18 protein-coding genes are annotated in these 17,169 nt (G+C 71.9%); 10 read left to right on the forward strand and 8 right to left on the reverse strand.

Translation table 11 applies throughout. The features are described from left to right. The first annotated feature begins 73 nt into the window (after positions 1–73). Positions 74–796, forward strand: coding sequence for a hypothetical protein (locus ACGFH8_RS10290; RefSeq protein ID WP_393365797.1), 723 nt, complete (start codon positions 74–76; stop codon positions 794–796). A gap of 170 nt (positions 797–966) precedes the next feature. On the opposite strand, the gene ACGFH8_RS10295 is transcribed toward ACGFH8_RS10290, so the two are convergent. Continuing rightward, the gene (locus tag ACGFH8_RS10295; RefSeq protein WP_393365799.1) at positions 967–1,338 is read right to left on the reverse strand and encodes a DUF4267 domain-containing protein; all 372 of its coding nucleotides are present in this window, start codon (positions 1,336–1,338) and stop codon (positions 967–969) included. Positions 1,339–1,426: 88 nt separating this feature from the next. On the opposite strand from ACGFH8_RS10295, the gene ACGFH8_RS10300 reads away from it, so the two are divergent. After that, complete coding sequence (locus ACGFH8_RS10300; protein ID WP_393365801.1) at positions 1,427–1,999, forward strand: TetR/AcrR family transcriptional regulator; 573 nt, start codon at positions 1,427–1,429, stop codon at positions 1,997–1,999. An 85-nt stretch (positions 2,000–2,084) separates the two neighbouring features. Here the strand turns inward: ACGFH8_RS10300 and ACGFH8_RS10305 are convergent, their stop codons facing one another. Continuing rightward, a complete protein-coding gene (locus ACGFH8_RS10305) occupies positions 2,085–2,336 on the reverse strand; it encodes a hypothetical protein (protein WP_393365803.1) in 252 nt (83 codons plus the stop codon). A gap of 464 nt (positions 2,337–2,800) precedes the next feature. Here ACGFH8_RS10305 and ACGFH8_RS10310 point away from each other — a divergent pair, with 464 nt between their 5' ends. Further along, positions 2,801–3,010: a winged helix-turn-helix domain-containing protein gene (locus ACGFH8_RS10310; RefSeq protein WP_393365805.1), complete on the forward strand. Its 210-nt coding sequence runs from the start codon at positions 2,801–2,803 to the stop codon at positions 3,008–3,010. 252 nt (positions 3,011–3,262) lie between these two features. Here ACGFH8_RS10310 and ACGFH8_RS10315 read toward each other — a convergent pair whose 3' ends face one another. Continuing rightward, entirely contained in the window at positions 3,263–4,942 is a 1,680-nt protein-coding gene (locus ACGFH8_RS10315; protein ID WP_393365807.1) for a DNA repair helicase XPB, read from the reverse strand. A 172-nt stretch (positions 4,943–5,114) separates the two neighbouring features. Here ACGFH8_RS10315 and ACGFH8_RS10320 point away from each other — a divergent pair, with 172 nt between their 5' ends. Then, positions 5,115–6,002 carry a L,D-transpeptidase family protein gene (locus ACGFH8_RS10320; RefSeq protein ID WP_393365809.1) on the forward strand — a complete coding sequence of 296 codons (888 nt, stop codon included), beginning with the start codon at positions 5,115–5,117 and terminating at the stop codon, positions 6,000–6,002. Positions 6,003–6,099: 97 nt separating this feature from the next. Continuing rightward, positions 6,100–6,336, forward strand: a complete 237-nt coding sequence (locus ACGFH8_RS10325) for a hypothetical protein (RefSeq protein ID WP_393365811.1) — start codon at positions 6,100–6,102, stop codon at positions 6,334–6,336. A 27-nt stretch (positions 6,337–6,363) separates the two neighbouring features. On the opposite strand, the gene ACGFH8_RS10330 is transcribed toward ACGFH8_RS10325, so the two are convergent. Beyond that, a complete protein-coding gene (locus tag ACGFH8_RS10330) occupies positions 6,364–8,850 on the reverse strand; it encodes a helicase-associated domain-containing protein (RefSeq protein WP_393365813.1) in 2,487 nt (828 codons plus the stop codon). A gap of 84 nt (positions 8,851–8,934) precedes the next feature. On the opposite strand from ACGFH8_RS10330, the gene ACGFH8_RS10335 reads away from it, so the two are divergent. Both ACGFH8_RS10335 and ACGFH8_RS10340 read left to right on the forward strand, forming a co-directional pair. Continuing rightward, positions 8,935–9,558 (forward strand): HAD family hydrolase, encoded by a 624-nt coding sequence (locus ACGFH8_RS10335; protein ID WP_393365815.1) that lies wholly within the window; start codon positions 8,935–8,937, stop codon positions 9,556–9,558. 27 nt (positions 9,559–9,585) lie between these two features. Further along, positions 9,586–9,972 (forward strand): cold-shock protein, encoded by a 387-nt coding sequence (locus ACGFH8_RS10340; protein ID WP_074316242.1) that lies wholly within the window; start codon positions 9,586–9,588, stop codon positions 9,970–9,972. Here the strand turns inward: ACGFH8_RS10340 and ACGFH8_RS10345 are convergent. Further along, complete coding sequence (locus tag ACGFH8_RS10345; RefSeq protein WP_393365816.1) at positions 9,933–10,781, reverse strand: 1,4-dihydroxy-6-naphthoate synthase; 849 nt, start codon at positions 10,779–10,781, stop codon at positions 9,933–9,935. The two genes, ACGFH8_RS10340 and ACGFH8_RS10345, sit on opposite strands and share 40 nt — an antisense overlap. A 426-nt stretch (positions 10,782–11,207) precedes the next feature. Here ACGFH8_RS10345 and ACGFH8_RS10350 point away from each other — a divergent pair, with 426 nt between their 5' ends. Further along, complete coding sequence (locus ACGFH8_RS10350) at positions 11,208–12,038, forward strand: helix-turn-helix domain-containing protein (protein ID WP_393365818.1); 831 nt, start codon at positions 11,208–11,210, stop codon at positions 12,036–12,038. Here the strand turns inward: ACGFH8_RS10350 and ACGFH8_RS10355 are convergent. After that, entirely contained in the window at positions 12,025–12,690 is a 666-nt protein-coding gene (locus ACGFH8_RS10355) for a futalosine hydrolase (protein WP_393365820.1), read from the reverse strand. The genes ACGFH8_RS10350 and ACGFH8_RS10355 overlap by 14 nt on opposite strands. After that, positions 12,687–14,303, reverse strand: coding sequence for an MFS transporter (locus ACGFH8_RS10360; protein WP_393365822.1), 1,617 nt, complete (start codon positions 14,301–14,303; stop codon positions 12,687–12,689). Before ACGFH8_RS10360 ends, ACGFH8_RS10355 begins: the two co-directional genes overlap by 4 nt. Between ACGFH8_RS10360 and ACGFH8_RS10365 the strand changes: the two genes are divergently transcribed. Further along, entirely contained in the window at positions 14,302–15,231 is a 930-nt protein-coding gene (locus ACGFH8_RS10365; RefSeq protein WP_393365824.1) for a DUF3027 domain-containing protein, read from the forward strand. The two genes, ACGFH8_RS10360 and ACGFH8_RS10365, sit on opposite strands and share 2 nt — an antisense overlap. 37 nt (positions 15,232–15,268) lie before the next feature. On the opposite strand, the gene ACGFH8_RS10370 is transcribed toward ACGFH8_RS10365, so the two are convergent. Continuing rightward, a complete protein-coding gene (locus tag ACGFH8_RS10370) occupies positions 15,269–15,511 on the reverse strand; it encodes a DUF2530 domain-containing protein (RefSeq protein WP_393365826.1) in 243 nt (80 codons plus the stop codon). A gap of 88 nt (positions 15,512–15,599) precedes the next feature. On the opposite strand from ACGFH8_RS10370, the gene ACGFH8_RS10375 reads away from it, so the two are divergent. Further along, positions 15,600–17,078 carry an NCS2 family permease gene (locus ACGFH8_RS10375; protein WP_393367061.1) on the forward strand — a complete coding sequence of 493 codons (1,479 nt, stop codon included), beginning with the start codon at positions 15,600–15,602 and terminating at the stop codon, positions 17,076–17,078. Positions 17,079–17,169: the final 91 nt, after the last annotated feature.

The raw sequence follows: 17,169 nt of genomic DNA on the forward strand, positions 1-17,169 counted from the left end.
TTCCCGCTCCTACGCTTCGCCGAAGGCACGCACGGTCAGTGCGCCAGCCACTGTGCACGTTGGCGGAGGGGACATGGCGTCGAGGCGTACCCGGCGGGCTCTGGTTTCGGCGGTAGCCGCCGGCCTGTTCGCTCTCGGCGTGGTCGCGCCGGGTCCGGCGGCGGCGCCGCTGCCCCGCGCGGCCCAGGCCGACGGTCCCACCGCCCCCGACCCACGCGACCCGCGCCCACCGCTGCTTCCCGCCGACTTCCAGGGCACCGGCCGGTACATCGTGCGGGACCTCGGCATCGACGTGCCGTTCAGCTGGCAGGGCCGGGACGGCAACAGTCAGATGACCGCCGGCGGCCCGGAACACCCGATCTGGTTCACCAACCTGATCTACGAGAACACGCTCTACACGCTCACCTACAAGTGGCCGAACATCCCGCTCTTCCCGCCCCGCCCGTGCAGCAAGGTCCCGGGGTTCTTCAACCGGCAGATCTTCAACGACAAACTGAAGACCGCGCGGTACGTGGGACCGGAGGTCCTGCAAGGTGCCCAGGACCGGCACGTCGACCACTGGCGGGTCGGCGTCGTCGGTGGTTCCACAGTGCCAGGGGAGTTCTTCCGGTTTCCGCTCGCGCTCGGCGACATCTACGTCGACCAGCGGGACCCGACCCGGTGGTGGCAGGTGTTGCAGTTCGGCCTACAGAACCTCTTCGACCCGGAGTTGGACGAGTGGTTCACGATGGACACCTTCGACCACCACCCCGGCGAGGTCACCCTCCCCGACCGCTGCCCACCCCCCACGTCGTAACGCGCCCGCGTCGCCCGCGTCCGGCGGCGTCGCCCGCGTCCGGCGGCGGGTGCTCCCGCGCCTTGATCGACTCGGCTTCCGTGAAACCGCGGCATCAACATGCCCCGGTTGCCCCGACTTTCAGGAGGCCGAGTCGATCAAGGCCCGGCCCGGCCCGGTCTGGCCGGTGGCTACAGGGCGAACAGTAGGGCGGCGTCGAGGAGGACGACGACGGCGGTGGCGAAGTGGATGCCGAAGGCTACGGCCTTCGTTCCGCCGTTGCGGAGCACGATGACGGTGTCGCCCAGCGGGACGAGCGCGACGACCAGCATGAACCAGGCGACCGCGTCGGCGCTGGTGAAGGCGATCAGGGCGAGGCCGAGCAGCCCGTAGCTGAGATCGCGTACTCCCTTGACGGTGAGGTAGGCCCGATCTCCGTCCGGCCGGGCCGGTACGCCGTACCCGGCCGCCGACGCGGTGGGCACCAGCAGGAACCGCACACCGATGAAGACGACGAAGAGGTTGAGCACGACGGCGAGCCCGTAGGCGAGGGGGGTCAACATGGTCCGCTCCAATTGCTAGCGCTGCTAGATGTAAGAGCGACGCTAGCAGAGCATCGACAGGATCGCTAGCGGTGCTAGAGTCGCTGTCATGTCGACGCAGGCACGCCGGGAGCGGGAACGGGCGGAACGGGAACGGGCGATCGTCGCCGCGGCCCGGGACCTCGCCCTGACGGAGGGCTGGGACGCGGTCACCACCCGGCGGCTCGCCGCCGAGATCGAGTACAGCCAGCCCGTCCTCTACAGCCACTTCAAGGGCAAGGACGCCATCATGGCGGCGGTCGCCGTCGAGGGCTTCGCCGAGCTGGCGACCGCGCTCGCCTCCGCCCGCGCCTCGGCCGCCGATCCCCGGCAGGCGGTCGCCGACGTCGCGGCGGCGTACGTCGCGTTCGCCGAGCGGCGTCCCGCGCTCTACGACGCGATGTTCACCCTCGCCGTGGACCTGCCGTTCGCCAGTCAGAGCGTCCCGACCGACCTGGCCCGAGGCTTCGCCGAGCTGGCCGAGACGGTGCGCCCCGCCGCCAGGGACGACGACCTGGAGACGTTCACCGAGACGTTCTGGAGCGGTCTGCACGGTCTGGTCACGCTGATGCGCAGCGGCCGGCTCCGCCGTGCCGGCCACGAGCAGCGGCTGGCCGTGCTCGTGCGCGGCTTCTCCCGTTGAGCGTCACCGCCAGGATCGGTCGAGTCGGCACCGCTGGCCGCGCGCCGATGCCGCCGGCTGCGCGCCGCTGGCCGCCGGCTGCGTGTCAGCGCGGGCGTCGCGCACAGCGCGCGGTGTGGTCGGTGGGCAGCCCACACCGCCCGCCGCCGGGCAGCGGTCGGTCACAGAACACCCAATGATGTACGCCCTGCTGGTCCTCCGCCGAGACGGTCACCCCGCCCGGTTCGACACGCGCGGTGAGTCGGACCAACACCCGAACCGCGGTACGCGCGAAGATCCGCGCGCGCAGCAGGTCCGGCGCGGTGATCGGCAGGTGGATCACCCAGCGGTCGCTCATCGGAGGCGGCGGTTCGCCGACCGGGCCGTCCGCGCCGCCGTGCGCTCTCGCATCTGACGTTCTTCGTCGCGGGGGCCCGGCTGACGGATCAGGTTGCGCACGGTGACTGCCCTTCGTCGGATGGATCGACGTACGGGGGCGGCCTCCGCCGGTTGCGCTCGGCGGAGACCGCCCCGCCCCGCGGCCGCTCCGGAGGTGCGGCAGCAGGCCGCGCTGGGGGAGCGCGGCGGGTGAGGGTCCCGGTGGCGATGCGAGACCGGTACGAGAGGCGCCAACCGACCGCAGCAGCACCGCATCACCGAGAGCGACGCTATTGCCACTGAGTCACCTATGTCAAGCATGTCGCCGAGTCATCTACCCACTTATGTCATCCGTGCTACATGCGTTGCCTGTGTCGAAGTAGCTGATCAATACTGGGCGGGCCAACCGACTGCAAGGGGCTCCACGTGCCTATCCCGCCCACGATGGACGAGCTGCTCGACGATCTCCTGAAAAAGATCAAGGACGGTACCTACGCGCCCGGGTCGCAACTCCCGTCCGGGCGGGTGCTGGCAGATGAATACGACGTCTCCCAGTCCACGATCAGCCGGGCGGTGGCGAGGCTGCGTGGCGACGGTGTGCTGGTGGGTCGTCCAGGTCGCGGGGTCTTCGTCGCCGAATCCCGCCGGCGTTGATCAGCTTTACGGGCAGGACTCGCGGCGCGTGAGTTCGCGACGCGGGAGCTTCCGCCCGGCCGGTGTCTACGTGCCACCGCGTGCCGTGACCAGGGCATCGGCGAGCATCGTCCAGTCGGCTGGCTCGGCTGGGCATCGATCGACTCGGCTTTGGTGAAGTCGGGGCATCAACCTGCCCTGGACGCCCCGACTTCCTGCAAACCGAGTCGATCACGGCCGCCGGGAGCCGGCCGCGGGCCGCCGGGTGGCGGGTCAGTCGATGGACGGCAGCGACGGGCCGAGGACGTCGTCGGCGTCGACGATCGTGTACGCGTAGCCCTGCTCGGCGAGGAAGCGCTGCCGGTGCGCCGCGTACTCCGTGTCGATCGTGTCCCGGGACACCACCGTGTAGAAGTGCGCCTGCCGCCCGTCGGCCTTCGGCCGGAGCACCCGCCCCAACCGCTGCGCCTCCTCCTGCCGCGACCCGAACGTCCCCGACACCTGGATCGCCACCGCCGCCTCGGGCAGGTCGATGGAGAAGTTGCCCACCTTCGAGATCACCAGGGTGCGGATCTCGCCGGTGCGGAACGCGTCGAACAGCCGCTCCCGCTCCTTGTTCGTCGTCGAACCCTGGATGATCGGCGCGTCGAGGTATTCGCCGAGCTGGTGCAGTTGGTCGATGTACGCCCCGATCACCAGCACCTGGTCGTCCGGGTGCCGGTCCACGAGCGCCTTCACCACCGGCAGCTTCGTGCGGGCGGTCGCCGCCATCCGGTAGCGCTCCTCGGCCTCCGCCGTCGCGTACGACATCCGCTCCGCGTCGGTCAGGGTCACCCGGACCTCGGTGCACTCGGCCGGGGCGATCCAGCCCTGCGACTCGATGTCCTTCCACGGCGCGTCGTACCGCTTCGGGCCGATCAGGCTGAACACGTCACCCTCCCGGCCGTCCTCGCGTACCAACGTCGCCGTCAGGCCCAGCCGGCGGCGGGCCTGGAGGTCCGCGGTGAACCGGAAGATCGGCGCGGGCAGCAGGTGCACCTCGTCGTAGACGACCAGACCCCAGTCGCGGGCCCCGAACAGGTCCAGGTGGGTGAACGCGCCGCCGCGCCGCGAGGTGAGCACCTGGTACGTCGCGATGGTGACCGGGCGGATCTCCTTGCGCTCGCCCGAGTACTCCCCGATCTCCTCCTCGGTCAGCGACGTGCGGGCGATCAGCTCCCGCTTCCACTGCCGGCCGGCGACCGTGTTGGTGACCAGGATCAGCGTGGTCGCCTTCGCCTCGGCCATCGCCGCCGCGCCGACCAGGGTCTTGCCGGCGCCGCACGGCAGCACCACCACACCCGACCCGCCGGCCCAGAACGCCTCGACGGCCTCCCGCTGGTACGACCGCAGCGTCCACGGCTTGCGCCCGTCCTTGCCGGCCTCGGCCAGCTCGATCGGGTGCGCCTCACCGTCCACGTAGCCGGCCAGGTCCTCCGCCGGCCAGCCCAGCTTGAGCAGCGCCTGCTTGAGCCGGCCACGCTCGGACGGGTGCACCCGGATCGTGTCGTCGTCGATCTTGTCGCCGAGCATCCCGGCGAGCTTCTTGCTCTTGGCCACCTCGATCAGCACCAGCCGGTCCAGCGCGCGCAGCACCAGCCCGTACGCGGGATCGTTGGCGAGTTGGAGCCGCCCGTACCGGTCCATCGTGTCGGCCACGTCCACGAGCAGCGCGTGCGGCACCGGGTAGCGGGAGTACTTGAGCAGCGAGTCGACGACACCCTCCGCGTCGTGCCCCGCCGCCCGGGCGTTCCACAGGCCCAGCGGGGTCAGCCGGTAGGTGTGCACGTGCTCCGGTGAGCGCTCCAGCTCCGCGAACGGCGCGATCGCCATCCGGCAGGCCTGCGCGTCGGGGTGGTCGATCTCCAGCAGCAGCGTCTTGTCCGACTGCACGATCAGTGGTCCACCGCTCACGCCAGCGTCCTCTCCTCGGTTGGCCGTCCGGCTGGAACGGGTCGCATACCCGCCGCTGGCCGACCATCCAGTGTTGCACGATGTGGGATCTCCGAAGAAAGATGCTCACCGGCCGCAACCGTGACGGCACTCACGAACGTCTAGTAATGGGACGATGGTTGGGGAGGTTCGAGTGCGACGTGTCCGAATCACTTCCCGACTGGTCGCCCTGGTGGTGGTTGTGCTGGTCGGCGCCGGTGCGTGCGCGTTCGATCCGCAGTCCGGTGGGAGTGGTGGCGGGGGAGCCGCCCCAGCCGGTGCGGCGGAACAGGCAACGGGGGCGAGCGCCACGCCCGGCCCGGACCAGCGCGGCCGGCCGACACCGGCCGCACCCACCCCCACGCCGAAGGCGACCCGGCCCCCGGCGCCGAAACCCACCCGGAGCGCGACGCCGAAGCCGGCCATCACCACCGGTGCGCCGACGGTCGCCGGCTGCCCGCAGGGGCAGCACCAGCGTGAGGTGGAGACCCACCTGGCCCGACTGGGTGGGTTCGGGGCCGTGACCGTGGACGGGCGGCAGTCCGCCGCCGACTGCGTCGCGATCAAGAAGTTCCAGAAGAGGTACGGCATTCGCCCCGTCGAGGGTCGCGCCGGACCAACCACCCTCGACGTGGCCCAGCGCCTCGCCACCACCGACCCGGCCCGGTGCAGGGCCGGCACGGGCACCACGTTCTGCGTCGACCTGACCCGGCAGACCGTCTGGGCGGTCCGTGGCGGCAAGGTGATCATGCCGCCGACGGTGACCCGCACCGGCATGGCCGGCTACCGCACCCCGGCCGGCACGTTCACCGTCAACTTCCGCAACCCCAAAGAGTGGTCCGACCCGTACGAGGTGTGGCTGCCGTACTGGCAACACTTCACCCAGGGCATGGGCTTCCACGAAACCACCACCTACCTGCACGACACGTCGATCGGCTCACACGGCTGCGTCAACCTGCTGCACGCCGACGCGGTCCGGATGTGGGAGCTGGGCAGGGTCGGCACCCGGGTGGTGCTGATCGGCCGCCGCCCCGGCACCTGACCGACACCTGGCGAATCACCGGGTTAACCCCCTGTCCGACAGGTCCTTCGAGTGTCACGCTGGGAGGCCAGGGCCGGACCGGGCGGGGAGGCTGGGCATGACGGTCGACCGTGAGGTGATCCCGGAGCACGACCACCCACCACCCGACGAGGTGTCCCGCGCGACAGTGATCGCCTACGCCGTCGCCGCGACGCTCCTGGTCGGGTGGTTCCTCTTCGGCTGGCTGGTGCTGCGCCAGGGCTTCGTCGACTCGGTCGGGGAGTCCGCCGGCGCCGGCTTCGCGCTGCTGCTGATCATCTCGGTGGTCGGCACCTTCCGCCGCAGCCGCCGCTGACCGGCCAGCCACACGGCGTCGCCCGACTCAGTCCGCCAGCACCGCCGCGGTGATCCGGTGCAGCGCGAACGTGTGCAGCATCTCGGTCCGTTCGTCCTCGGCGCGTAGGTAGCCGGCACCGATCGAGACTGGTTTGACCAACCGGGACGCGGTCGCCCCGTGTGCGTCGACGTAACCGACCCAGACCAGCGCCTTGTCGCGGACCGCCTGTTGGAGCACCGCCAGGGCCTCGCTGTGGGTGTGCGCGGGCACCGGGCCGCCGCCCAGCCCCGCCGCCCCGCCTCGCACCACCGCCGGCGCCCGCCGGGCCGCCCGCGCCGCCGCGTCGCCCCGCCGGATGTGCTCCACCACCCCGAGCAGCCGGGGCATGGGCAGCTTCGGGGTGGCCAGCGGATCGAGTGTCCGGGTGGTCACCGACACCCGGGCCGGGGCCCGCCGGATCCGTGGGCGGGTCAGCACGGTGCCGCCGGTGCCGTCCTCCTGCACCGGGGCGAACCCGGCGTCGCGCAGCGCGCCCAGCAATCGACCGACCTGGTACGGCGTACACAGCACCGTCGGCGCGAGCCGGCGCAGAGCCAGCGACTCCAACCGACGGTCGGCCAGCACCTCACTGATCAGAGTCTCGTCGTCGCTGCGCAGGTACGCCCCGGCCAGCCCCACCCGCAGCCCGCCGTGCTTACGCGCCACGTCGTCCACCAGGTAGGTGAGCCCCTGCGGCACCGGGGTACGCGACCGTCGCCGGAACACGTCGTGCAGGTCGTCGGCCGTGTAGCCCGAATCCAGCGCACGCCGCACGCTCGCCGTGGTGACCCGGTGCACGCTGGCCCCGCCAGCCGATTCGAGTTCGGTCATCGCCTCCAACTCGGCGGCGAGCGCAGGCTCGGGTGGGCCGGGCACCACGACTGTCAGGTCGGCCTGCACCAGGAAGTGGTCGACCGGAGCGGGCAGCAGCGCATCCAGGGCTCGGGCGGCACTCGACGGGTCACCGCTCTCCACGTCGGCGTGCACGCCCAGCGGGTCGTCGCCGCCCCGCTCGTCGGCCGACGTCAGGTCACCCAGCAGCAGCCGCCCGTACGAGGTGAGCGCCCCCAGCCCGGTCACGCCGAGCTGCGCCGCCTCGGCCAGCACCTCCCGGTGGGCGGCGTCCCGGCCCCGGCTGCGCCGCGGCGCCCGCCAGTCCAACAGGTCCTGCACCTCTTCCGCGGTGGGCGCGGTCGCCGGTTCCAGGTCGGCGAGCACAGCGAGCACCGCCCGCCGGGTGGCCGGCGCGCTGGCCCGTTCCGCCTCGGCGGAGAGCGCGGTGATGGGCCGGTCCCGGTCGTCGCGGCGGCCGACAAGCCCCACCTGCCGGCTCATGGTCAGCCAGGCGCGGGCGAGCTGCTCCCACCGTTGGGCCAGCGAGGCGGCCCGCCACACCTCGTACCCTCCGGTCGGCAGCACCTGCTGGTCCGCCCCGTACCGGCTGGTGGTCGCGCCCGGCATCTCCAGCTCGCCCGCGAGCCCCGCCGCGTACGCCACCTCGAGCAGCAGCGCCGTCGTCGACTCGTCCAACCCGGCGGTACGCGCCAACCGACGCAGGTCCCGGACACCGATGCCGCCCGAGCGCAGCACCGGCGCGGGCTCCTCGGCGAGTTGCTCCAGCAGCCCCTCGGTGTGTCGGACCACCTCCATCGTCTGCCCGGCGCCGGCCGAGTCGACGGCCTTCGGCTCACGCGGCGCGGCGGCCACCGGCGGCGGGCTGGTGCGCAGCGGCCCGAGCGGTCCGCTGTCGCGGCGCAGCAGCAGCCCGACCTCACGGGGCAGCTCCACCGTGCCGCTGGCCGTCGACGAGCCGGTCGTCACGGGGACCAGGAGCCGGTTGTCGACGAGCCAGCGCACCGGGGAACCGGTCGGCGCGCCACCGTTCGTCGGGTCGGCGAGCACCGGGTCCTCCGCGCCGAGCGGCGGCGCCTGCAGAGCGCCCGGCGGCACGCTGCCGACCGGCGGGCCGACCGCCAGCCGGTCGAGGATCGCCCGGGCCGAGGGCGGGGCGGCGAGCAGCGTCCGTCGTAGTTTCGCCGGGTCCGCGCAGAGCGCGGCCGTGCGCGGGTCCAGCTCCGCCGCCGGCCGGCCGAGCCCGGCGGGGTACGGGGAGACCTCGTCGACGGCGGGCACCACGTGCAGCGCGTGCTCCGGGCCGTACAGCAGGAAGAGCGCGCGCAGCCGGCCCACGGCGGCTCGGACGGCCGTCGGAGCGGGTGGGTGCGGCCCGGCGGTCGCCAGGGCGAGGACGGCGTCGGTGGCCGTGGTGTCGTCGTCCGGGTTCCGGGTGAGGCGGGCGGCGTCGAGGATCTGTTGGGTGAACTGGTCCAGCCCGTCCAGCGCGCGGGCCACCGACACCCGGGACTGGGCCCGGATGGACAGGGCGGAGATGTCGGCCGGCACGGGCACGACGAGGTCGGGCCGCAGCTGGAGGAGCGCGGCCAGTGACTCGTCGGGCAGCGACCGTAGGTGGTCGGCGAGTGAGGTGGTCATCGTCTTTCCACGCTAGCCCGGCAGTGGGCTCTCGCGCCCCTCGGACGTCCGGCCGACCGGGGGTCGCCGGGTAGGTTTCTCGACATGCCCGCACTGACCGTCGGATTCGACCTCGACATGACACTGGTGGATTCCCGCCCCGGCATCGCCGCGGCCTACCGGGCGCTGACGGCGAGGACCGGCGTGCCGGTGGACGCCGAGTTGGCGGTGTCGCGACTCGGGCCGCCGCTGCGTACCGAGATCGCGCACTGGTTCCCGCCGGAGCAGATCGAGTCGGCCGTGCGGGTGTACCGCGAGCTGTACCCGGCGTACGCGATCACCCCGTCTGTCCTGTTGCCGGGCGCGCGGGAGGCCATCGACGCGATCCGGGCCCGGGGTGGCCGTGTGCTTGTCGTCACGTCGAAGATCGGCCGGTTGGCCCGACTGCACCTGGACCACCTCGGCCTCAGGGTGGACGAGTTGGCCGGTGACCTGTTCGCCGAGCAGAAGGCGACGGCCCTACGGGAGCACGACGCGACCCACTACGTCGGTGACCACGTGGCGGACATGGTCGCGGCGGCGACCGCCGGGGTGCCCGGCATCGGTGTCGCGACCGGCCCGTGCTCCCGCGATGAGCTGCGCGCGGCAGGGGCGGAGGCGGTGTTGGGTGATCTCACCGAATTCCCGGCGGCGCTCGACGGCATGATCCAGCTAGCCTTGGAGCAGTAGCGGCTCAAGTGAAGCAGGGGTTTTCAGGTGCCTACGGGTCGAGTGAAGTGGTACGACACGGCCAAGGGATATGGCTTCGTCACCAGTGACGAGGGCGGCGACGTGTTCCTGCCCAAGGGTGCGCTGCCGGCGGGTGTCACCGACCTCAAGGGGGGCCAGCGGGTCGACTTCAGCGTGGTGGACAGCCGCCGGGGCGCGCAGGCCATGGGAGTCAAGCTGTTGGACGCGCCGCCGTCGATGGCGGAGTTGCGTCGTCGGCCGGCCGAGGAGCTGCACGGCCTCGTCGAGGACATGATCAAGGTGCTGGAGGCGAAGGTCCAGCCGGACCTGCGCCGCGGTCGGTACCCGGACAAGAAGGCGGCGCAGAAGATCGCTCAGCTCGTCCACGCGGTCGCGCGCGAGCTGGAGGTCTGAGGCACCAGGCCGGCGGTGGCGGCTCGATCGAGCAGTGCCGCCACCGCGGCGAAACCGGCCTCGCCCAGGTCCGCCGTGAACTCGTTGACGTAGAGGCCGATGTGCCGGTCCACCACGTCGAGTTCCATCTCCTGGGCGTGCGCCAGCACGTACTCCCGGCTGGCCGCCGGGTCCGCCCAGGCCTGCCGGACCGACTCGCGGATCCAGCCGGCCGCGGCCTCCGGGTCCACCGCGCCGCGTCGGGCCAGGATCGCGCCGAGGGGGATGGGCAGCCCGGTGTCGGCCTCCCACCACTCGCCGAGGTCGACGAGGGCGGTCAGGCCGTGCCGGTGGTAGGTGAACCGGGCCTCGTGGATGACCAGCCCCGCGTCGTAGCGGCCGGCCGCGACGCCCGGCATGATCTCGTGGAACGGGACCACTTCGATCCGGGCCGGTGGCCGTCCGGCCGACCAGAGGCGGAACAGCAGGTAGGCGGTGGTCCGATCGCCCGGCACCGCCACCGTGGCACCGGTCAGGTCGGTGCGGTCCGGCCCGCCGTCGCGATCGCTGCGGGTGAGCACCAGCGGGCCGCAGCCGCGACCGAGCGCGCCGCCGCAGGGCAGCAGGTGGTAGTCGTCGAGCAGCCAGGGCAGCGCCGCGAAGCTCACCTTCACCAGGTCGAACGCGCCCCGCTCGGCCGCCGTGTTGGTGACGTCCACGTCGGCGTACGTCACCTCGACCGGCGGCGCGCCGGGCACCCGCCCGTGTACCAGAGCGTCGAAGACGAACGTGTCGTTGGGACAGGGCGAGATCGCCAGAGAGAGCGCCACGCCCCCACGTTAGCCCCGCCCCAGCGCGCCCGGTCGGCGCGGTCCGGTGCCTGTGACCTGTCGGGCACGCGCCGCCCTTCGCCCGCCAGCCAACGTCATCTGCCAGTCCAGGGTGCCAGCGCGTTGGGCTCGGGTGGTCACTCCAACTCCCTGTAGAGCTGCCCCACATGTGGGGCGGGGGTCCCGGGGCTGTGGTCGTGCGCTGTGGTTTTGGTGTCGTTTTGGGGCTCTGGTTCCGGCGCGCCGATGGTCGTGGGCCGTCGATCTTCGCGTTGCCCACGACTTCGTCAGCCCGCCCCACTCGTGGGGCAGTTCTACAGGCACTGACGAAGGGTCATACACAGCCGTGCTGACATTATCCACAGGGTTTTCCACAGATGGATAGGCGCCGTTGACGGCCCGAGGCCAGGGGAAAACCATGGACGGGTGGCTGCTGACAAGGGGGCGATCAACGTGGGGGCGATTCTGCGCGATCTGCGTCGGCGTGCCGATCTGAGCCAGCGCGAGCTCGCCGAGCGGGCCGGGATCCCGAAGAGCACGGTGGCTCGGATCGAGGCGGGGCATGGCGTCGGGCCGGCGTTCCGGACGGTGGAGCAGCTTGTCCGTGCCGTCGGTGGTGAACTCGCCATCGGGCTGCCGGGCGACGCGTCCCATCGGGCCGGCGGCGAGCCAGAGGATGAGCTACGGGACGAGGCCGGTCGTCGATATCCGGCGCACCTGGACGTCCGTCAGGTTCGGACCCTCAAGGATTGGCCGGGCGCCTGGTGGGTGCACTCGTACACCCTTCCGCAGCGGTTATGGCCGGTGCGTGTCCCGGACTTGACCTACGACCTGGACCGAGCGGGGCGAGACGAGCGACGGCGACGGGCCCAGACCCGCGCCCAGGTGCAATTTCGGCGGGCGTCCGAAGGGCTGCCAGCCACGGCCTGGCGATTCCTCGCCGAGGTGCCCGGGGCTGGTCCGGTGGGCGAGTTGAGGGCCCACGAACGAAGCGTAGACCTCCTCCTCGGCGAAGACTGGGGCGACCGGCGTGAGTTGGTGCTGGAAGGCGTTGTCGTTGTTCCCGGCCTGCGGACCCTGGGCATCGCGCGTCAGCTGATCGAGCTGCTGGCCGGCGAGATGGCAGTCGCTGACATCCGGACCGTCCACGCGATAGCCGACGGTGGCAACGTGCTCTTTCTGCTCGCCTGCGGATTCGAAGTACAGGCGGGTCGGCCGTCGGCGCTCACCCTCGAAGTCCGTCCTACGCGGCCGTAGTTGAGCGCAGCGCCGGGGCCGCCGCCGTGAGGGCGGTGAGGGCTTCGCGCAGCCGCCAGGCGTCACGATCACGGGGGCCGATCGGGTTGGAGATGGTCCGCAACTCGGCGAAGGGCACCCCGGCCTGCGCCGCGGCGACCGCCACGCCGTACCCCTCCATGGCCTCGGCTACTGCCTCCGGATGCCTGCGGCGCAGCTCTGCCGTGCTGGCGGCGGTGCCGGTGACCGTGCTGACCGTGAGCACCGGGCCGGCCGTGGCCGCCGGGAGGGCGGCCCGCAGTGCCGCCAGCAGGACCGGATCCGCTCGCACCACGCTGCCGGCACCGAGCAGCGCGAGTGGCATGCCCAGGTCGTCGACGGGGATGAACCCGTCCGGTGACTCGGCGCCCAGGTCGGCGGCGATGCTGGCGGTGCCGAGCACCGTGTCGCCGACCTCGGCCCGGCCGGTGAAGCCGCCGGCCACGCCGGCGCTGACCACCGCGCCGTACGGCCGTCCGGCGGCCTCGGCAAGCACCAGCAGGCGTGCGGTGGCGGCAGCGGCGACGGCGGGACCCACACCGACCGGGGCGACGGTCACGGTCGGGTCGGTCAGCCCGGAACGGACCGCGTCCGCTTCGGCTGGCACCGCCGTCACGACAAGCAGGCCGGTCACGAGAGCGAGCCGGGGGATTCGCGGCGGGTCTCCTCGTCGGCGCCGCCACCCGGGCCGCCGACAGCGGAGGACGGCCGGTAGATGTGGTAGCCCGGCGGGGTCGGGTCCGGAGCCTCGTACGGCGGGGAGCTGCTCTGCGCCGGTGCCGGCGAGGTGGGCGCGGAGGCCGCGGGTGCGTCCGTCGGCTCGTCCACGGCCAGTTCGTCCTCGGTCAGCTCGTCGTCGCCGAGCGGCCGGCCGGCAAGCCTCTCGCCGCGCAGCCGGGCCGCGACAAGCACACCTCGGACGGCGGCCAGGATGCCCACCCCGGCGGCCACCGCGATGCCCATCCGACCGTCGAACGGCACCAGCCCGAGCCCGCCGCCGGCGACGAAGGCGAGCATCAGCGCCGTCTCGGAGTGGGCGAAGGAACTCGCTCGCAGCCGTTCCGGGATGCGCTCCTGGATCGAGGCGTCCACGGCCAGCTTCGAAATTCCGCTGACCAGCGCCGCGACCAGGCAGAGCAGGGCGACCATCACCAGCGAGAACTGGATGACGGTGAGCACCCCCACGCCCGCCACGATGATCATGCTGCTGGACTGGATGGCTGTCGGTCGGTGGATGCGCAGCCGGGTGCCGACGGCGGTGGCCAGGAAGGTGCCGACCGCGAGCGCCCCGCCGACCAGCCCCAACGCCCACTCGGCGCCCAATTCCCGGCCGAACGCCACGGTGGTCAGGTCGCCCTTCTTGATCGCGAAGGCGAGGAAGAGCAGCAGGAAGCCGTACACCGCGCGTAGCGTCGCGGCGCCGATCAGGGTGGCGATCACCAGTCGGCCGGCGGGCCGCCCCCGACCCAGCGGCCGGTCGCCACGGCGTCGGCCCAGCGCGCGCAGCGGCCGGGGGACCCGCTCCGGTGGCTCCGAGTCGGCCTTCGGTGGCAATCGCAGCGAGATCACCATGCCGATCAGGAAGATCACCGACGCGACGCGCAGCGGCCACTGCGGGCCGAACCAGAACGCGGCCAACCCGATCGGCGCCACCAGCGCGCCCGCGACGGTGCCGTAGACGCTGGCGCGGGCACCCACCTGGGAGAGGCCGAGCCCCTCCGGCAACAGCCGGGGCACCGCCGCCGACCGGGCCACACCGTACGCCCGGGACAGGGCGAGCACCCCGAACGCGGCCGGATAGAGCCCGAAGCCGTGGATGTAGTCGGAGATCAACCAGGCCAGGAAGGCGCGGCCGAGCATCGTGGCCGCCAGGGCGTAGCGCCGGCCGTGCCGGAAATGGTCCAGCAGCGGGCCCACCACGGGGGCGAGCATGGCGAACGGCACCATCGTCACCAGCAGGTAGAGCGCGACCTTGCTGCGGGCCTCGCCCAGTGGGACGTTGAAGAAGATCGTCCCGGCCAGGCCGATGGCGATCAGCGTGTCACCGGCACAGGAGACCGCGTGCAGGTCGAACAGGCGAACCATGCCGACCTCGCCGCCCGCACCCCGGGCCCGGGCCCGACCGGCCCGCCGGGTCACCCAGCGGCCGCTGCCCACCGAACCCCGAAACAGCAGGCGAATGGCGCGAATGCCGGTGCCGACGGTGCGCCCGAGGACGGATCGCCCGGAGCGGGAGTACGACGGCATGTGCACCATCCTCGCCCATCCGATCCGGGTACGCCGCACCACCGCGGGGAAAGGTTCCCCGGGAGTCACTGTCACCCCTGCGGGGCGCATGGGGAACAATGGAGAGGTGACAAGGCCCGCCACCACCCGTGCCGCCCGTCTCGACCAGGTCTGTGCCGCCGCCGTCGAGGTGGCCCGCGCTGGCATCACCGAGGTGGACGCCGACGACGTCGGCGACCACCTGCAGGTCGTGGCCGAGGGCGAACGCCTGGTCACCCACTACTTCGAGTGCCTCCTCGCCGGCTATCGCGGCTGGCGGTGGGCGGTCACCGTCACCCGGGTGTCGCGCAGCAAGATGGTGACCATCTGCGAGACGGTGTTGCTGCCCGGCCCGGACGCGTTGCTCGCGCCCGGTTGGCTGCCCTGGCAGGAGCGGCTCAAGCCCGGCGATCTGGGCCCGGGTGATCTGCTGCCCACCGCGCCGGACGACGATCGACTGGTGCCCGGTTACCTGCTCTCCGACGACCCGGCGGTCGAGGAGACCGCGTGGGAGTTGGGCCTCGGGCGGGCACGCGTGCTCTCCCGGGAGGGTCGCATCGAGGCGGCGCAGCGCTGGTATGACGGCGACCACGGCCCCGCCGCGCCCATCTCCACCGCCGCCCCGGCCGCCGCCCGCTGCGGCACCTGCGGGTTCTACCTGCCGCTGGCTGGCGCGATGCGGCAGGCGTTCGGGGCCTGTGGCAACTTCTACGCGCCGGACGACGGCCGGGTGGTGAGTGCCGACCACGGTTGCGGCGCCCACTCCGAGACGCTCATCGAGGCGGCCGAGACCGCTGTCGAAGAGCTACCGACGGTGTACGACGACAGCGCGGTCGAGGCCATGTCGGTCAGTCGCGCACCGGGCTCGGTGGAGGCGGCCGAGCCGGCGGAGCCGTACGGGCACTCCTGACCGTGCGCGCCGGGGTGGTCCCGGCGCGGTGGCCAGGTCAGCGGCGGCGGCGGCGGCGGTTGGCGTCGTGCCGCAGCATCACGGCGAGGCCCGGGAAGCCCCACAGGAAACCGGCGAGGCAGGTCCAGAGCCAGTTCTGATGACCGTGGTCGGTCAGCCAGCCCCGGAAGAAGATCAGCAGGACCAGCCCGACCACCGCCCAGGCGACCAACCCGGCGAGAGCGAACGGCACCATCGGCGGGTCCAGTGGTGCCGGCCGCGGCGGCTGCTCGTTCGGCATTCGGCAAGCGTACGCGATCCACTTCCCCTGCCCGCCGGTGATCTGGGACGATGCGCGCGACAACCGGAAGATCACCTGCGAGGACCTGATGGCAGTAGCGCCGCCCGAGACCGGCACACCTCCCAACCCCGCTCACCCGCGTAACAGCTTCGACCGGTTCTTCGAGATTTCCGCCCGTGGCTCGACGGTGGGCCGTGAGGTACGCGGCGGCCTGGCGACCTTCTTCACGATGGCGTACATCGTGGTGCTCAACCCGCTGATTCTGGGCGGTGCCGTCGACGGTGACGGCAAGACCCTGCCGATTGCCGCACTGGCTGCCGGGACCGCGTTGGTCGCCGGCCTGATGACCATCCTGATGGGTGTGGTCGGCCGGTTCCCGCTGGCGCTCGCCGCCGGCCTGGGTGTGAACGCGCTCATCGCGTACGAGATCGCCCCCGAGATGACCTGGGCCGATGCGATGGGCCTGGTGGTGATCGAAGGTGTGATCATCGCGGTGTTGGTGCTGACCGGTCTGCGGACCGCGGTGTTCCGTTCGGTGCCGACGCAGATGAAGACCGCGATCGGGGTCGGTATCGGTCTGTTCCTGACCATCATCGGTCTGGTGGACGCCGGCTTCGTCCGGCGGCTTCCGGACGCCGCGAACACCACGGTCCCGGTCGGCCTGGGCATCGGCGGCAAGCTGCTGAGCTGGCCGCTGCTGGTCTTCGTGGTGGGTCTGCTGATCACCCTGGTGCTCGTGGTGCGCCGGGTGCGGGGCGCGATCCTGATCGGCATCCTCGCCTCCACCGTGCTGGCGGTGATCGTGGAGGCGATCGGCAACATCGGCCCGTCGTTCGTGGACGGGAAGCCCAACCCGAAGGGCTGGGCGCTGAACGTGCCGGAGTTGCCGAAGACGGTCGTCGACCTGCCGGACCTGTCGCTGCTCGGCAAGTTCAACGTGCTCGACTCGTGGGGGCGGGCCGGCTGGCTGGTCGTGCTGATGTTCGTCTTCACGCTGCTGATCACCGACTTCTTCGACACCATGGGCACGATGGTGGCGGTGGGCCAGGAGGGCGGCATGCTCGACGAGCAGGGCACCCCGCCGCGGGCCAAGGAGATCCTGCTCGTCGACTCGATCGCCGCGGCGGCCGGCGGTGCGGCCAGCACGTCCAGCAACACGTCGTACATCGAGAGTGCCGCAGGTGTCGCGGAGGGCGCGCGGACCGGCGTGGCCAACCTGGTCACCGGGACGCTCTTCCTGCTGGCGATGTTCGTCGCGCCGCTCGTGGTGGTCGTGCCGTTCGAGGCGGCCTCGACGGCCCTGGTGGTGGTCGGTTTCCTGATGATGACGGCGGTCCGGACGATCGATTGGTCGGACTACGAGATCGCCATCCCGGCGTTCCTCACGATCGTGCTGATGCCGTTCACCTACTCCATCTCCAACGGGATCGGTGCCGGCCTGATCACCTTCGTGGTGCTCAAACTGGCACGGGGTAAGGCCCGGGAGGTCCACCCGTTGCTGTACGGGGTGGCCGCGCTGTTCGTGCTGTACTTCCTGCGTGGGCCGATCGAGACGCTCGTGCTCTGACCCGCGTCCGGGCGGGGAGTCGAACAGGATTCCCCGCCCGGAACAGCACGAACCTCCTCGTGAGCCTGGTCATAACCGATGTCGTTAGCCA

It is taken from the genome of Micromonospora sp. NPDC049175, assembly GCF_043197345.1.
GTDB lineage: Bacteria > Actinomycetota > Actinomycetes > Mycobacteriales > Micromonosporaceae > Micromonospora.